Source organism: Hymenobacter endophyticus, from assembly GCF_032464715.1.
Classification (GTDB): Bacteria; Bacteroidota; Bacteroidia; order Cytophagales; family Hymenobacteraceae; genus Hymenobacter; species Hymenobacter endophyticus.
Genome location: NZ_JAWDJT010000018.1, coordinates 38,398 through 53,733 on the forward strand (window position 1 = coordinate 38,398; position 15,336 = coordinate 53,733).

Sequence of the window (15,336 nt, forward strand, 5' to 3'; positions counted from 1 at the left end):
CGCGAAAATGAGAACCGCCCCATTGGAACATTCCGGTGGGGCGGTTTGGCATTGAAGCACAAACGAATACAAGGGCTACATGAACACCTTGCGCAGCGCCCACAGGCTCCACACAATCACCATCAGGCCCACGCCCACGAACATCCAGCGCACGGGCAGGCGGCCGGCCAAGCGGGCGGCCAGGGGTGCGGCAGCCACACCCCCGATGATCAGGCCCAGGATAATCTGCCAGTGCGAAATGCCCAGGGTGGCGAAGAACGTAACGGCGCTGGCAAACGTGACGAAAAACTCCGTGACACTGACCGAGCCGATGACGTACTGCGGGGTGCGGCCCCCGGCAATGAGCGTGCTGGTAACCAGAGGGCCCCAACCGCCCCCGCCAAACGAGTCGAGAAAGCCCCCGGCCGCCGCCAGCAGCCCCAACTTCTGGTGCTTTTTACGCGGACCGGGCTTCACGAAGGCCTTGCTGATGATGCGCACTCCCAGCAGCAGCAGGTACGCCGCCAACAAGGGCTTTACGTAGCTGCCGTACTTTTCCCCAAACGTGGCCAGCAAATACGCCCCCGTAATAGCGCCCAGCACGCCCGGAATCAGGAGCACTTTAAATAACCGCTTGTTTACATTGCCGAAGCGGTAGTGGTGGTAGCCCGAGGCTCCACTGGCAAACATTTCGGCGGTGTGGATGCTGGCACTCATGGCCGCCGGGGCAATGTTCAGGCTCATCAAACTGATGGCCGTAATTACGCCGTAGCCCATGCCCAGCAGTCCATCAACCAGTTGGGCCCCAAAGCCAATGGCCACAAACAGCCAGAACGTTTTGGCATTGCTGGCCGCCGTCCACACCTGGCTCCAGGTGAAGTAATAGCTCAGGATGTTGAATACCAGCATGGCCGCAAATGCTAGCAAGGAGGCCGTGGCAATACGCCGCCACCGCAGCGCCGCCGGCGACTCATAGGCCGGCCCGCCAGTCAGCTCGGCCGTCACGGCATTCAGCGACTTCACTTTATGGGCGAAGTCACCGCCCACCTTCTCCCGGATAATGGCCATACGCTGGAGTACATCGTGCAACTCATCGGGCAAGGAATGGGTGAGCATTTCGCGCAGGCGCCTGGCAATGGTAGGCGACTTGCCGTTAGTGCTGATAGCAATTTTCAGGTCGCCTTTCTGCACAATGGAGCCCAGGTAAAAGTCGCAGGCCGCGGGCGTATCGGCTATGTTGCAGAGCAGGCGCTGGCGCGTGGCATCGGCCCTGATGCGCAGATTCAGCTCCTTGTCATGCGTGGCCACAATTACCAGGTCGTGGCCTACCAGCGTGGTGGGGTCGTAAGGCTGCTCACGCAGCTGCACAGCCGGGTGGCGGTCGGCCAGTACCTGCAGCTCCGGCCCGAACCGTATGGCCACCACCGTAACGGCCGCATCGGGGCTATTGGCTAGTATGGCCGAGAGCTTTTCGTAGCCTGCAGCCCCGCCGCCTACCAGCAGTACGCGCAACTGTTCCAGCTTCAAAAACACCGGAAACAACCGGTTACCATTGGGCAACTCGGGCTGGGGCAGGGCGCTATCGGAGGAAAACGACATGACGAAAGGTAGGTACAAGCGGCCGGGTCGGGGCTGAGCCTAACGCAGGTGCTGCCAGGGCAAGGTGCGCAGGCCAACGGTCAGGCAGCGTGCCCGGCGTTGCGGCCCAATCCTCAGCGTAGCTGGGCAGTGGTTGTGGGGGTGCTTTTTTGAAACCGAGAAGGCCGCTGGCAATTGGGTTGCGGTCGTAAAATAGGCGGAATTACTGGCCCGGCCGCAGCAACGGGTGCAATTTAGTGGCCCAGCCGCTGGCGCAGACCCTTAAGCAGGGCCGCTACCTCGGGGGCTACGCCCGTGAGCAGAATCAGGCCGGCGTACACTCCGGCAAGGGTGGCGGAGCGGAGCAGCATAGTGAGCAGGGCCGAAGGCAGAGTAGGTACCAGCCAGCCAGCCAGCCCGGCGGCCGCAGCAATCAGCAAAATCAGCGGAATGCGCCAGGTGAAAGGTTGCATACCGAAGCTGCGCCACACAAACCAGGTACGAGCCAGGTTGATGCTTATTTGGGCCGCCACGGCCGCCACGGCTGCGCCCACAATGCCCAGCCGTGGAATCAGCAGCACATTGAGAAGAATGGTAAGCAGGGCCAGCGAAACGTTAAAAATCAGGTCGAAACGGTAGCGCGGTGAGGTAACAAGAATGAGCCCGTTTACTCCCGTAATGCCATCGAACAAGCGGCTGCCCAGCAGCAGGAGCACCACCACCGTGCCTTGGGCATAATCGGCGCGCATCAGGGAGTAAATAAAATCCAGGTTGAGCCCGATGCCGAGGGCCAGAAAGCAGCCGATGAGCGTGTTGAGGCGGGTGGTGCGGCGGTAAAAATCGGCCATGCCGGTCAGGTTCTGCTCTTTCCAGTAATCGGCCAGCAAAGGGAAAGCAATCTTGTTGAGGGAGCGGGCCGGAATAGCCAGGGCGGTGCTGATGTTGAAGGCAATACCGTAGATACCGGCTGCCGCCAGGTTCACCTGCGCCCCCACCATTAGGGTGTCGATATACATGATGATACTGCCGGCCAGGGAACTCAGCAGCGTGAAGGCGCCCACGCCCAGCAGCTCGCGCACCGGCCGCACCGCTAGCACCGCCCGCCGGGGCCGCCAGTGTAGCTCCCCGATGCGCACCAGGTAGCCCGTGAGCAGCAGTACCAGCGCCCCGTTCACGCCCACGTACCACAGCACGTACCCATGAAACGTAAGCCAACCCTGAGCAAACAGCAGGGCCCCACCCAGAATTAGCAGCCGCAGCAGAATATCCTGCAGAAACGAGGAAAATGCCGTGTGGTAGAGAGCTTTGAGGTAGGCATCGAGTAGGGAGTAGAGCAACGTAAACAGCGCAAACACGGCCCCCCAGAGGTAATAAGTATTGAGCAAAGCCGCGTCCTGCTCATATAGCCCTATAAGAAACGGCCGACTCAACAGATAAAGCCCCAGAACCACCACAAAGCCCAGCAGCGGCACGCCCACCAAAAATGGCAGAAACCCGTGGTGCCCGTTTTCCCGGTTGCGGAAATAAGGAAAAAAGCGGATGCCCACGCTGGCAAATCCCAGCGCCGCCACTTGGGCAAAGAGCGTGGCAATGGAGGCCAGCGTGCCGGTAAGCCCCAACTGTTGCGGCTCCAGAAACCGGGGTAGCACCAGCGTGGTGCTCACAAACCCCAGCGCCAGCCCTAGATAGGAAATAATGGTGTTACGCAGCCCCTGCCGCTGAACAATGCCCAAGAGGTGAAATGGTGATGTAGTGAAATGGTGAGGTTGCCGCGTCCTGTCCTCCGGAGCTTGCGAAGGACCTTATTACGTCAGAACGATTTTGTTTCTGGTTGAGAAGGTCCTTTGCAAGCTCCGGATGACAAATGATGAAACGACCGGCAAATATCTGAGCCGTTAACGAAGGCCACGTTGTGGCTGCGAAGGTACTCCATGATAGCCCGGAACTCCCGGGGACCGTTGCGAGTGTTGGCCGGGTCGAAGTTTTCGTTGTGCCAGAGCACCGTGCACACGCCCCCAAACCGCTCAATTTCTTGAAGCATAGGCGTGAGGGCCGGAAGAATTTCCTCGGGCGCCAACTGCAGGTAGCGTGGATGGTGCAAGGTAGCGTCCATCACGTTGAGCGGAATTTCGAGGAAGTCAGCCACTTCACCCCGCTGGAAGATGAACGGCTGGAAAGGCAGGCAGTAGCTGTTGCGGAAGCCGAAGTGCTCGGCAAAACCCAAGGTAGAATCGTAGGCGAATGTCAGTTCATCCACCAGCAGTGGGGTGATACGGGGTTCCCAGTTCAGATAATGGAAGCGCAGCCCTTGGGCGTTATGCGCCAGACGAGGAATTTGCCCAATAGCTCTTTGCAGCTGCGCTTCATGGGCTGAAGTACCAATGCTTCCATGTAATCCTACTTCCGCCCCGGCGGTTACCAAAGCAGCAACCGACTTACTGATGCGGTGATATTGATAATCCGCATTGGGCGTGCCGTTGGCAGCTTTGCGGTGCTCGGGTAGGAAGAAGAAGGTGCTTTTGGCGCCGTATTCGGCCACGGTTTGCTGCACTTCGGTTAGGTTGTCCCAGGCGTCTTTTTGGGTGAGGTGCTGCCAGTAGCGGCGGGCAAAATCCAGCCAGTCGCGGCGCTGGAGGGCGGCTTTGGCGGGGGCTTTCCAGGCGCTGTAGAGGTTGTCGATGTCGTGGGTAATAAATGCGGCCCAGGCGCGACCATCGGCCCAGCGGCGGGGCCGCAAGGGCTGGCCGCTGACGTGCTCGATGGCCGTTTTCAATACATCGAAGTAATAGTTGACCACGGGCACCGCTACAAACCCATACTGGTGCTGCACGCTAGCCGCGTACGGAAAGCGGCCATGCTGGTCCCGCTCATCGGAGTAAAACTCCTGCCAGCCGCTGAGCAGATAAAAAACGGCCGAAATCAGATCAGCATGAATGATAGCCTGCTTTTCAGGTAAAAGCTCCAATACCGGCTGATCAACTGACGGACCAAAAAAGAATGGAATCTGGCGGCCCTGCCAGTCACACCAAACCGGTGGAAATGGATAAGGTGCATCCGCATCGAAGAAACCTTGGGAATTATCATCTATTTGGACAGGCGCCTGGAGGTAACGACCACCTACACTAATCGTGACGTACTGTTCCGTACGAGCTTCATAGGCTTCCCAGAAGTGACGCATAACGTAACCAACGCGAACATCCCGCGCAATGAAGCTGTGGAATTCACTTGAGAAAGCACGAGCGTTATTATTCCCAATTTCCATGCGCGCTAAATACGACGTATAAATCAACTTATAAATCCAGCCACTCAGCCAGCAACCGCGCGGCCCGCTGCTGGCTGCGTCCCTCGTCAGGCGTGCCCAGGGTGGCGTTGTAGTAGGAGGCGCGCTGATATAAGGTCAGGGGTTTGTGCTGCTGATAGCGCCGCAGCCAGGCTCCCAGCACCGGCAGCGAGTCGGCCCGCTCCACCAAGCCGTGGGCCACGTAGCCGTAGTAGTCGTCGGTGATGCCTTGCTTACCGAAGCGCACGTACACGCTGGCCAGGTTGAGCAGAGTGGCTTCGAGGTGGGTGCTGGTATCGGCGGCAATCAGGGCATCATGCTCCGCTAGGAAGTTGAACACGTTTTGCTGGCGGGCATCGGAAAACTGCAGCTGCGGGTGGCGTTGGGTTAGAAACGTGAAGTCGCGTGGGTCGCCGGGATGAGGGCGCAGGGTGAACTGTAGCTCCGGAAACTCGGTGAGCAGGAAGTTTACGGTAGCAGCCAGAGCCGGTAGGTCGTCGAGGGCATTGCAGGCCAGGGCCACCCGCTGCACGGCCGGTGCGGTGTTTCGGCGGGCCAGGAAGGCATCGGCTTTGGGCATACCCACCAGTTCCGTGCGGCCGCGCACTGGGCCACACTGGCGGTATTTATCCAGCGCATCCTGGCCTTCCAGAAGGCTCAAATCGAACCCCAAAGGCGGAAAATTGATACTCACGCTGGCGTGCTGCACATACGCGGTGGGTACACCTTCGGCCTGGCAGGCCAGGAGCAGAGCGCGGGCGTCATCGTTGTGGTCGTTGGCGAACACCACGGCCCGGGGGCGGTAGTGGCGCAGGGCCCGGCGGTACTCCTCGTAGTAGCCAATGGCGTTGAATAGCAGATCAAAAAACCGCCAGGCTCGCTCACCTTCCGTGCGCCGCAGCGCCCGGTACACACCCGGCAACTGCACATAGTAGAGCAGCTTGCGCCGCAACGACAGCCGATTGACCTGCCGGTTGTAGCGGCCAATCTGCTTGCTCTGGCCAGCTACCAGCACGGCGTCGGGGCGGGCCTCCCGCAGGAAGTGCAAGGACTCGTAATTGTTCTGGCTCACCACGTACAGCCACACTTTGCCGCGCAACTCTTCGGGGTTGCGCACCGGCCGGAATACGTTGCCCACCAGCCGGACCACCGCGTAGCCCCCCACCTTCAGCAGCCGTTTCCAAGCGCTACGGGGCGAAATCGGCCCCAGGGTGTGGGCCGGCAGGGAGGCAAACAGGTCAGTGAACCGCAGCTGCAGAATATCGCGCAGGCGGGCGGCCGGAGTAGGCGGAACAACGGTATCAGGCATGGCAGCGGCTACAGCGCGTCCCAGGTAAGGGGGGTGCCCGCCGATAAGTCCTGGCGGGCCGGTTTGCCCAGCAGCTGATCGTAGTAGCGGGGCGGCAGGCCGTCGCCGGGGCGCACCACGCGCAGATTGTCCTTGGTGAAGACTTCGCCGGCGGCTATATCATGGGCCACGTAGAGGCTGCGCTTGTAGAGGCGGCTTTTTTCCTCGGCCCGCTGCACGCCGTACTGCACTTGGCCCAGGGCCTGCCAGGCCCGCTCGGTTTCCGTCACCAGCTGGGCCACTTCCTCGGGTTCCAAGGAAAAAGCCGAGTCCACGCCCCCGTCGGCGCGGCGCAGGGTTACGTGCTTTTCCACCACGCAGGCTCCTAGGGCCACGGCGGCCACGGCCGCGCCCACGCCCATGGTATGGTCGGAGAGGCCCACCAAGGCCTCGGGGAAGAGCTGCTGGAAGTGGGGCAGGGTGCGCAAGTTGGTATTCTGGGGCGTGGCGGGGTAGGTGCTGGTGCATTTGAGCAGTACCAGCTCGCGGCAGCCGGCTTCGCGCAGCACTTGCACCGCTTCGGCTACTTCCGCCAACTGGCTGGCCCCGGTACTCATAATTACGGGCTTGCCGGTGGCAGCCACCCGGCGCAGCAGCGGCCAGTCGGTGTTTTCGAAGGAGGCAATCTTGTAGGCCGGCACATCCAGGGTTTCCAGGAAATCCACGGCGGTTTCATCGAAGGGTGAGCTGAAGGCCAGCATACCGTGCTGCCGGGCGCGGTCGAACAAGGGCTTATGCCACTCCCAGGGCGTGTGGGCTTCCTGGTACAGCTCGTGCAGCTCCCGTCCAAACCACAGGGAGTTGGGGTCGTCGATGCGGTAAGCCCCGGGCAGGGTCATAGTATCGGCGGTATAGGTCTGGAGCTTGATGGCATGGGCCCCGGCGGCGGCCATGGCATCCACAATGGCCAGGCCCCGGTTAAGGTCCTGGTTGTGGTTGCCGCTGAGCTCGGCAATGATAAGTGGGGGCTGGTCGGGGCCGACGAGGCGGGAGCCGAAGGAAATGGTCATGCGGCAAAAATACGAAGCCCGGAGCTAGGCGTATTGTTCTTCTTCGGTGGGGTGCACATCATCCGGGGCGGGAGCGTCGCCGCCTAATTGCCGCACCTGCCCAAATAGCGCAACGGCCTGTTCCGATTCGTGCACGTACCGGATAACCATAAGAGTCAGGGCGGCCGATACTACGTCTGCAAAGTTGGAAAACACATTCAGGGAAGCAGCGTTCTGGAGCTCAGTCAGCGTTTCCGCCTTGGTACTGACCTTGTCAGCGGCCCGGTTGAGGCCGCCATGCACCAAATAAGCAATCCACCACCACTGCAGTAGTCCGTGCTGGCGGCCCCGGCCCGCCGCGCTATTGGTGCCGTACCAAATTTCCTTCATGATGGAATACGGCCTGAACAGATTCAGAAATGGTACAAACCATGCCCCCACTGCCCAGCCATCGGAGTGGTCGGGCCGGCCGCTGAGGTAGCGCAGGTTGTAGTACGCCCGCCGAAACCACTGTAGAAAAAACACAATGCTGAGTATTCGGATCGGAATCTGGGCTATTGCCACCGCAACCCGCGAATACTCCAGAAACTGCCCCCAACCAGCGGATAAATCAGCTGTGGAGGAAACAGACACTGCGTACAGCATTTCTACCAAAAAAGAAATGCTGCTGAGCCCAATAATACCCCAGAAGATGGCTATGGCCTGTTGCGCCCGGCCAGAATTATCACGTAACTGATGCAACACAGCTTTAAACTAAGTAACGGGTGCGGATGCGGGCGAAGCTACGCCAACCAAGTGAATGTAACAGATTCAGGTGCGGGAGGGGGCGTTGCGGCTAGCCGGTAGCCTGCTCGTTCAAAGGCCCGCACCGAGGCGGCGTTAGCCTGCTGCACGTGGCCCACCACCCGGTGCACCGCCGGAAAGTGCTCCACCACCCGGCGCGTGCCGGCCAGCAGCAGCAGCGGAGCCAGCCCCCGCCCCCGAAATTCCGCATCAAGCAGGTAGCTCAGCGTAGCTTCCGCCCCGTTCACGGCGTACCGGATAAGGCCGGCGGGACGGCCGGTAGCGGCATCCTGGGCCAGCAGCAGCAGGGCATTGGGGTCTTGGAGGCGGGCCGCCAGCCACTGCTCGTGAACGGGGCGGGCCACGGGGTTGGGATTGAAGGAAAACTGCCGCACAGCTGGGTCATTAGTCCAGGTCAGTAGCTGGTTGGAGTCGGTGGGCTGCACGGGGCGCAGGTAGAAGGGCGGCGGGGGCAGCAGTAGCGCCCTGACCTCCTGGCGCAGCCGCGCGGGTGCCAGCCCATCAAACACCTGGCGCTGGGCTAGCTGCATACTTGAGGCTAGGCGGCCGGCTTCAGGAGAAGTGAGAATATTGGCGGCGGCAGTAAACGGCCGGGCCAATCCGGCCCCGCGCAAATAGTGGTCAATATCATGCTGATTATCGGCCGTGGGCAGCAGCAGCAGCAGCCCGCCCCCCGCGGCGCAATACTCGTAGCTCACGGTGCTGGCTGAGCACACGGCCGCGCCGCACTGGCGCATCAGGGCCGCCAGCTCCGGGGCCGGTAGGTTGCGGTGCAGCGTCAGGCGCGGGTGCTCCGGCGCCCAGGTCTGCAGACTTTCCCAGCCCACGTAGGCGCTGCCCACCACCGCGTGCACCCGGTGCACGGCCGGCAACGCCAGCAGCTCGGCGGCCACACGCTGGGTTTGGTGGGTAGGGTCGGCCCCACCCAGGCAAACCAGCACCGTGGCCGGGTTGGGCGCAGTGATAGGAGCGGCAGAAGTGCGGAAGGCGCCGCGCAGAGGAGCGTAGGCGGGGCCGCTGAGCAGGCGCGCACCCGGCTGCCGCATCTGGTACTGCCGCAACGTGAGGCCGCCCGCCGGGTTCAATACCAAATCGGCCGCCAGCGGGTAGGCGTGCAGGTCGTCCAGGTAAATCAGGCGGGCCAGGCAGCCGCGCACGGTGTTCTGATACTCGTAGCGAAAATCGTAGCCGTCCAGCACCAGCACATCGGTGGGGCGTAGCAGGTGGCGCAGGAGGTAGGCCGCTTCTTCCGGCAGGGGCTGGTTGGGCAGGGCCTGCACTACTACGCCGGCCGCCGTTAGCTGCTGCACCAGCGCCTCATCCGGCTCCCGAATCAGAAACAGCTGCTCCGGAAAATCGGGCCGCAGGATTTCGGCCAGCGCCAGCAGCCGCATCACGTGGCCCAGCCCGATGCGGGCGTTACCATCGGCCCGGAAAAGCAGACGAGGCATGAGGAAGAGAATAGGGGGTGAGGAAACAGGCAGGAGCGTAAAGTACGCTGTTCGTGGCCCATTGCCATTTGGCTTAGGGCGGCTTGGGGCTACGGCCAACGTACTCTGCCCGCTACGCGCAAAACGGCATTAAAGCTTTTTCTGCTCGATGTGGGCGTTTATGGCCACTAGTTCGGGGTGCGTATCCAGCAGGTCAATCAGGGCCTCAGTGGGCAGCTGATCGGCCTGGTACTCCTCTAGCAGTCTTCGCATCAACTCCAAGTCCTCGGCAGTATCCACCGTCAGGCGGTAGGCGTGGCGGTCTGGGAAGCGGCGGATGTGAGCAAACTCCACCCGGCCCGAGCGGTTCTGATGGATGTAGGGCGTTACGTGCTCCCGGTCGGATGCCGAGGTGGCGTGTTGGTAGGCTTCCTCCAGCAGCTCCCGCGAAAACACCTCGAAATCGAAGCCCCGTGGGAATGTACGCTCCAGCACGTTGGATAGGTACAGGCGCGGGTTGCCAGCAGCTACGTACTGCTGCACGGCTTGCGCAATCAGTTGCCCATCCAGCAACGGGCAGTCGGAGGTAACTCGTACAAGCACATCAAGGCTGTGCGCGGCTGCACACTGCTGGTAACGGGCCAGCACGTCGTCCTCCGGGCCCCGGGTACAGGCCAGCCCAATACTGGCCGCGTATTCTGCCAGTGGGTCGTCGGTGGGCCGGTCGGTGATGGCTAGATAGAGCGGCAAGCCCGTGGCCTGCAGCCGCGCTACGTGGTAGCTCAATAGCGGGCGGCCCGCCACCGGGCGCAGCACTTTGCCGGGCAGCCGGGTGCTGGTCATGCGGGCCTGGGAAATAATACCGACGCGTTGCAAGGAGAGCTGGGGTTAGGAGGGTATAAGGGTAAGAAGGGAGGTGGGAAAAGACCGTCATGCAGAGCGTAGCGAAGCAACTCGCGTGCTGACTGTTGAATAGCCCTATAACATCACCATGCGAGATGCTTCGCTGCGCTCTGCATGACGGTCTGAAACAAGCCTGCTGCTAACTTCAGCCTACTATTTCCCGGATGCAGTCAATAACGTACTGCTGCTCCTCATCGGTGAGGCTGGGGAAGAGCGGAATGCTCAGGCAGTGGGCATAATAGGCTTCAGCCCGCGGAAAATCACCGGGCTTCCAGCCCAACCCCTGGTAATAAGGCATGGTATGCACCGGAATGTAGTGCACCTGGGCGAAAATCTGCCGCTCGCGCAAGGCATCATAAAGTTGCTTCCGCTCCGGTACCTGAATTACGTAGAGGTGGTAGGCATGGCCCGGGGCCCCGGCCAGCGGCGTTACCTGGGACATGGTGGCAAAGGCCGCATCGTAGCGGGCGGCCAGCTCGCGGCGGCGCAGCAGGCCTTCATCGGCCCGGCGCAGTTGGCTGATGCCTAGGGCGCAGAGCATATCGGGCATGCGATAGTTGTAGCCGAGCTCCTGCATTTCCATGTACCAGCCGCCGTCGTTGCGGGTCATCTGAGTGGGGTCTTTCGTAATGCCATGGGTGCGCAGGCGCAGCAGGTGCTCGTACAGATCGGGGCGGTTGGTGGTAATCATGCCGCCCTCGCCGGTAGCAATGTGCTTCACAGGATGAAAGCTGAAAATGGCCAGATCGGCAAACTGCCCGTTGCCGCAGCGCTGCTCCTGACCCCGGGAGTCGGTGAAAAAGCCGCCGGGGGCGTGGCAGCTGTCCTCAATCATCCACAGGTCAAACTCGTCGCAAAGCTGACGGGCCTGTTCCAGCTGAACGGGCAAACCGGCAAAGTCCACCGGAATCAGGCCGTGGAAATGACCTTGGGGGTGGCTTTCCAGCAAGTGACGCACCGCACGCAAATCAATCAGGGCCGTAGCGGGGTCAATGTCCACGAAGTACACCTCGCCGCCGCAGTACCGCACGCAGTTGGCCGAGGCCGAGAAGGTAATGGGCGTGGTAACGACGCGTTGGCCCGGCTGTACGCCCAGGGCCAGCGCACACAGGTGTAGGGCGGCCGTACCGTTGGCCACCGCCACGGCATATTGCGCGCCCACGTAAGCCGCAAACTTCTCCTCGAACTCGGCCACCTTCGGCCCCTGCGTGAGGTAGTCCGAATATAAAGTTTCCGTCACGGCCTGCACATCTTCGGGGGTGATGTGCTGGCGGCCATAGGCAATAGGGCGGGTGGGCTGGAAGGAAGATGCGCTCATAGTAGGTCAAAAGTAAATACCCGGCCGCTACTTTGGCTCAACAACACAACGGCCACCCCTTGGGGTAGCCGTTGTAAATGTGACAGATGAGTCGGTTAAGCCTCAAACGCGGGGTCAACGTGCAGGCGGATTTCTTCCTGAATCTGCTCGGCATTCAGCCATTCGGTGTTGTTGCTGGAATCATAATGGAAGCCGGCTTCGACGCGGCGGCCGCCAAAGTGACGAATGAATTCGTCCACGTCCCAACGCGGGGTGAAGGGCAGAATCACGTAGTACTTGTCCAGCTCCACCGTGCTCAGGGCGTCAGTTTCGGTAATCATTTCCTCGTGCAGCTTCTCGCCCGGCCGAATGCCCACAATTTCCTGGCGGCAGTTGGGCCCGATGGCTTTGGCCACCTCCGTAATCACGTAACTCGGAATCTTGGGTACAAAGATTTCTCCGCCCCAGCTGTGCTCCAGCGCGTACAGCACCAGGTCCACGCCCTGCTCCAGCGAAATGTGGAAGCGCGTCATGTCGGGGTGGGTGATGGGCAGTACGCCGGACTCGCGGCGTTGCAGGAAAAACGGCACCACCGAGCCGCGGGAGCCGATTACGTTGCCGTAGCGCACCACCGAAAAGCGCAAATCCCGGCTGCCTTTCATGTTGTTGGCGGCCACGAATAGCTTATCGGAGCAGAGCTTGGTGGCCCCGTACAGGTTGATGGGGGCGGCGGCCTTATCAGTGCTCAGGGCCACCACGTCCTTCACCCCGCAGTCGAGGGCGGCGTTAATGACGTTTTCGGCCCCGAAGATGTTGGTCTTGATGCACTCCATCGGGTTGTACTCGGCGGCGGGGACCTGCTTGAGGGCGGCGGCGTGCACAATGATGTCGATACCCTCGCAGGCCCGCTTCAGCCGCTCCCCGTCGCGCACGTCGCCGATAAAGTAGCGGATGGCCGGGTACTTGGCGTGCGGAAACTGCTGCGACATTTCGTACTGCTTCAGCTCGTCGCGGGAGTACACCACCAGCCGCTTTACGTCGGGAAACAGCTCAAATACCGTTTGCACGAACTTTTTACCGAACGAACCGGTGCCGCCGGTTACCAGGATGGATTTATGGTTGAGGTCGAGGGCCATGCTATGGGAACAGGGCCGGCCACCAGGCCGGCCGGGGTAAGGAGGGCAAAAGTAGACATTCCGGCCGGAGCTTGCGTAGTTTTGTAATACGGACAGAAAGCAGGCTTCCTGTCCCGCTGAGCGAAGTCGAAGCATCTCTACCGCTTCGTTGCAGCCGTACCCCACCGAAGCGGTAGAGATGCTTCGACTTCGCTCCGCATGACGCCCACTTCCGCCCCATCCGCCCCCGCCTTTCCCCAGCCCGTCAAACTCCTCATCTGGGACCTGGACGACACGTTCTGGCGGGGCACGCTCTCGGAGGGCGCGGTGGAGGCGCTGGCAGAAAACCTGCAGCTGGTGCGCGACACGGCCGCCCGGGGCATCGTGCACACCATCGTGAGCAAGAACGATTTCGCGCTGGCTGAGGCCAAATTGCAGGAGCTGGGCATCCGCGACCTGTTCGTGTTTCCGCAGATCAGCTGGCAGCCCAAGGGGCCAATTATCAAACAGCTGCTGGAACAGATGCAGCTGCGCGCCCCCAACGCTTTGTTTCTCGACGACAACCCCATCAACCTGGCCGAGGCCCAGTACTACAACCCCGGCCTGCAAACCGCCGACCCCCAAGAGCTGCCCCGCCTCGCCCCGCTGCTGCGCGCCAGCGGCAAGCCCGACCCCACGTTTTCGCGCCTGGAGCAGTACCGGCTGCTGGAGCGCCAGCAGCAGGCCCGCACCCAGTACAACGACAATCTGGCCTTTCTGCGCGACGCCCAGGTGCGCGTGGAGCTGCGCGAGGGCAAAGACGCCGTGTGGCCCGACTTCAACCGCATCGAGGAGCTGATTAACCGCTCCAACCAGCTCAACTACACCAAGAAGCGCGTGGTGCTGCAGGAGCTGGAAGCCCGGTTGGAGGCCACGCGCCTGCGCTGGGGCACTGTGCGCGTGCGGGACCGGTTCGGCGACTATGGCCTGGTGGGCGTGTACGCCCTGAATACCTTCACCAACGAGCTGGAGCAGTTTACTTTCAGCTGCCGCATCCTGCACCTGGGCGTGGAGCAGTGGACCTATGCCCACCTTGGCTTTCCGAAGCTGCAGGTACAGGGCGACGTGGCTACCGAGCTTAACCAGACCGAAATTCCCGACTGGATTCAGCTGGAAACTTCCGCCGAGGCCGCAACGCAAGCTGCCGCGGCACCCGCAGACCCAACCAGGCGCCTGCGCATCCTGCTCAAGGGCGGCTGCGACTTGGGCCAGCTCACGCCCTACCTGCAAACGTACCGGGTGGAGGTAATGGAGGATTTCAACTACGTGAACGACAACCAGGTGCCCGTGCACACCGAGCACACCGAGCTGCTGCGCCTGAGCCGCACGTTGCCGCCCGAGGAGCAGCAGCGCCTGGCCGATAGCCTGCCGTTTCTGGATGCCGAAGCTTTCCGGCCCCGCCTCTGGCAGCCCGGCTACGATGCCGTGGTGTACAGCCCGCTGATGGACTACACCCAGGACCTGTACCGGGAAAACGCCACTGGCCTGCTCATTCCCTTCGGGGCGTACCAGGACCTGACCCAGCTGGACCCCGCCGAGCAGGCCCAGCGCTACGCCTACCGCAAATTCCGGGGTATGGATGAAGCCTTCCTGCGCCGCTTTCGGCAGGAATACGCCTACGCCGGCCCGCTCACGCCCGCCCGGTTCCAGGAAAACCTGGCGTGGCTGCGTCAGCAACTGCCCGCCGCCGTGCCGCTCCTGCTGCTCACCGGGGCCGAAGTGGAAGTGCCCGGCTCGGCGGAAGTAGGCGCGGTGCAGCGCCATCAGCAGATGAACGCCGCCCTGCTCGACTTCGCCGCCCGCACCCCCAACGTGCAGGTGGTGGACGTGCGCGACATTGTGCGCACCCGCGCCGACGTGACCAACAACCTGCGCCACTATCAGCGCCCCCTCTACAAAGCCTTGGCCGACCAACTGGCTACTGAATTGGCACAGTACCAGGGCGGAGAGTTGAAACGCTCAGTTATCGGGCAGATGCGGGCCACCCTGCTGGACGCTCTGCCGAAGCCCGTGCGCAAAGTGTGGGACCGTCTCACGCAGTAAATAGCGTAGTTCCGCTTTGCATTTGTCAGGGCCGATTGGGTATGCCGGGGCCTTTACGGTAGTTGTTGAGGTTGGCAGGTCGGGCAAATTTGAAGAGCAGTAAAATCGGCTCGTTCTGATCCTCCTCCGCCAGTCTGTTCCGATTCTGCGACACCAGTTTGTTGGGAACACCTAGGTACTGGTCAGTCGGACTTTCTATTATAGGATAGGTACTCTTGCCTATATGAAGCACGAAAATGCTACTGCCCATATTCACCGACTTTACTTGTGCACTACCTCCGGGTAAGTAGTGCATAGCGCCAAACCGCTTTTTAAAATCCTGCAACTCTGCCGTCGTCAGCCAATGGTGGCCGGAGTAGTTGTGGGCTCCCACCGATTTGATTGCTTGCACGTCTACAAATTCCCGCAGCCTATGCTCCTGCAACTTTTGCTCCTTGGAGCGACAGGCTACCGCAAGAATAACCAAAATAAGCGGGTAGTAATTGAGACAAAAGCGCATCAGCAACGATAGAGAATAGCTCTGACTTGTGC

At 61.3% G+C, this 15,336-nt stretch carries 12 protein-coding genes; 1 reads left to right on the top strand and 11 read right to left on the bottom strand.

Going from position 1 to position 15,336, the window contains the following annotated elements; all coding sequences use genetic code 11:
* Window positions 1-75: 75 nt before the first annotated feature.
* The 10 genes from ROI90_RS20185 to pseB all read right to left on the bottom strand — a co-directional run bounded on the left by ROI90_RS20185 (window position 76) and on the right by pseB (window position 12,744).
* Window positions 76-1,578: a TSUP family transporter gene (locus ROI90_RS20185; protein WP_316000091.1), complete on the bottom strand. Its 1,503-nt coding sequence runs from the start codon at window positions 1,576-1,578 to the stop codon at window positions 76-78.
* Between the two features lie 233 nt (window positions 1,579-1,811).
* Window positions 1,812-3,290, bottom strand: a complete 1,479-nt coding sequence (locus ROI90_RS20190; RefSeq protein ID WP_316000092.1) for a lipopolysaccharide biosynthesis protein — start codon at window positions 3,288-3,290, stop codon at window positions 1,812-1,814.
* A 77-nt stretch (window positions 3,291-3,367) separates the two neighbouring features.
* On the bottom strand, window positions 3,368-4,522 hold the full coding sequence (locus ROI90_RS20195; protein ID WP_316000093.1) for a DUF7033 domain-containing protein: 1,155 nt from the start codon (window positions 4,520-4,522) through the stop codon (window positions 3,368-3,370).
* A 325-nt stretch (window positions 4,523-4,847) separates the two neighbouring features.
* The gene (locus ROI90_RS20200; RefSeq protein ID WP_316000094.1) at window positions 4,848-6,146 is read right to left on the bottom strand and encodes a hypothetical protein; all 1,299 of its coding nucleotides are present in this window, start codon (window positions 6,144-6,146) and stop codon (window positions 4,848-4,850) included.
* 8 nt (window positions 6,147-6,154) lie between these two features.
* Complete coding sequence (gene pseI / locus ROI90_RS20205; RefSeq protein WP_316000095.1) at window positions 6,155-7,195, bottom strand: pseudaminic acid synthase; 1,041 nt, start codon at window positions 7,193-7,195, stop codon at window positions 6,155-6,157.
* Window positions 7,196-7,219: 24 nt separating this feature from the next.
* The gene (locus tag ROI90_RS20210; protein ID WP_316000096.1) at window positions 7,220-7,918 is read right to left on the bottom strand and encodes a DUF4328 domain-containing protein; all 699 of its coding nucleotides are present in this window, start codon (window positions 7,916-7,918) and stop codon (window positions 7,220-7,222) included.
* Window positions 7,919-7,956: 38 nt separating this feature from the next.
* On the bottom strand, window positions 7,957-9,429 hold the full coding sequence (pseG, locus tag ROI90_RS20215; RefSeq protein ID WP_316000097.1) for a UDP-2,4-diacetamido-2,4,6-trideoxy-beta-L-altropyranose hydrolase: 1,473 nt from the start codon (window positions 9,427-9,429) through the stop codon (window positions 7,957-7,959).
* A gap of 129 nt (window positions 9,430-9,558) precedes the next feature.
* A complete protein-coding gene (locus ROI90_RS20220) occupies window positions 9,559-10,284 on the bottom strand; it encodes a glycosyltransferase family protein (RefSeq protein WP_316000098.1) in 726 nt (241 codons plus the stop codon).
* A gap of 172 nt (window positions 10,285-10,456) precedes the next feature.
* Window positions 10,457-11,629: a UDP-4-amino-4,6-dideoxy-N-acetyl-beta-L-altrosamine transaminase gene (gene pseC / locus ROI90_RS20225; RefSeq protein WP_316000099.1), complete on the bottom strand. Its 1,173-nt coding sequence runs from the start codon at window positions 11,627-11,629 to the stop codon at window positions 10,457-10,459.
* Between the two features lie 95 nt (window positions 11,630-11,724).
* Complete coding sequence (pseB, locus tag ROI90_RS20230) at window positions 11,725-12,744, bottom strand: UDP-N-acetylglucosamine 4,6-dehydratase (inverting) (RefSeq protein WP_316000100.1); 1,020 nt, start codon at window positions 12,742-12,744, stop codon at window positions 11,725-11,727.
* A gap of 198 nt (window positions 12,745-12,942) precedes the next feature.
* Here pseB and ROI90_RS20235 point away from each other — a divergent pair, with 198 nt between their 5' ends.
* The gene (locus ROI90_RS20235; RefSeq protein ID WP_316000101.1) at window positions 12,943-14,805 is read left to right on the top strand and encodes a hypothetical protein; all 1,863 of its coding nucleotides are present in this window, start codon (window positions 12,943-12,945) and stop codon (window positions 14,803-14,805) included.
* 25 nt (window positions 14,806-14,830) lie between these two features.
* Here ROI90_RS20235 and ROI90_RS20240 read toward each other — a convergent pair whose 3' ends face one another.
* The gene (locus ROI90_RS20240; RefSeq protein WP_316000102.1) at window positions 14,831-15,304 is read right to left on the bottom strand and encodes a hypothetical protein; all 474 of its coding nucleotides are present in this window, start codon (window positions 15,302-15,304) and stop codon (window positions 14,831-14,833) included.
* Window positions 15,305-15,336: the final 32 nt, after the last annotated feature.

Bases quoted from the DNA above. Each gene is read 5' to 3' on its own strand.
- ROI90_RS20185 (WP_316000091.1), bottom strand. From the start codon at position 1,578: ATGTCGTTTTCCTCCGATAGCGCCCTGCCCCAGCCCGAGTTGCCCAAT.
- ROI90_RS20200 (WP_316000094.1), bottom strand. From the start codon at position 6,146: ATGCCTGATACCGTTGTTCCGCCTACTCCGGCCGCCCGCCTGCGCGAT.
- pseI (WP_316000095.1), bottom strand. From the start codon at position 7,195: ATGACCATTTCCTTCGGCTCCCGCCTCGTCGGCCCCGACCAGCCCCCA.
- pseG (WP_316000097.1), bottom strand. From the start codon at position 9,429: ATGCCTCGTCTGCTTTTCCGGGCCGATGGTAACGCCCGCATCGGGCTG.
- pseC (WP_316000099.1), bottom strand. From the start codon at position 11,629: ATGAGCGCATCTTCCTTCCAGCCCACCCGCCCTATTGCCTATGGCCGC.
- pseB (WP_316000100.1), bottom strand. From the start codon at position 12,744: ATGGCCCTCGACCTCAACCATAAATCCATCCTGGTAACCGGCGGCACC.
- ROI90_RS20235 (WP_316000101.1), top strand. From the start codon at position 12,943: ATGACGCCCACTTCCGCCCCATCCGCCCCCGCCTTTCCCCAGCCCGTC.
- ROI90_RS20240 (WP_316000102.1), bottom strand. From the start codon at position 15,304: ATGCGCTTTTGTCTCAATTACTACCCGCTTATTTTGGTTATTCTTGCG.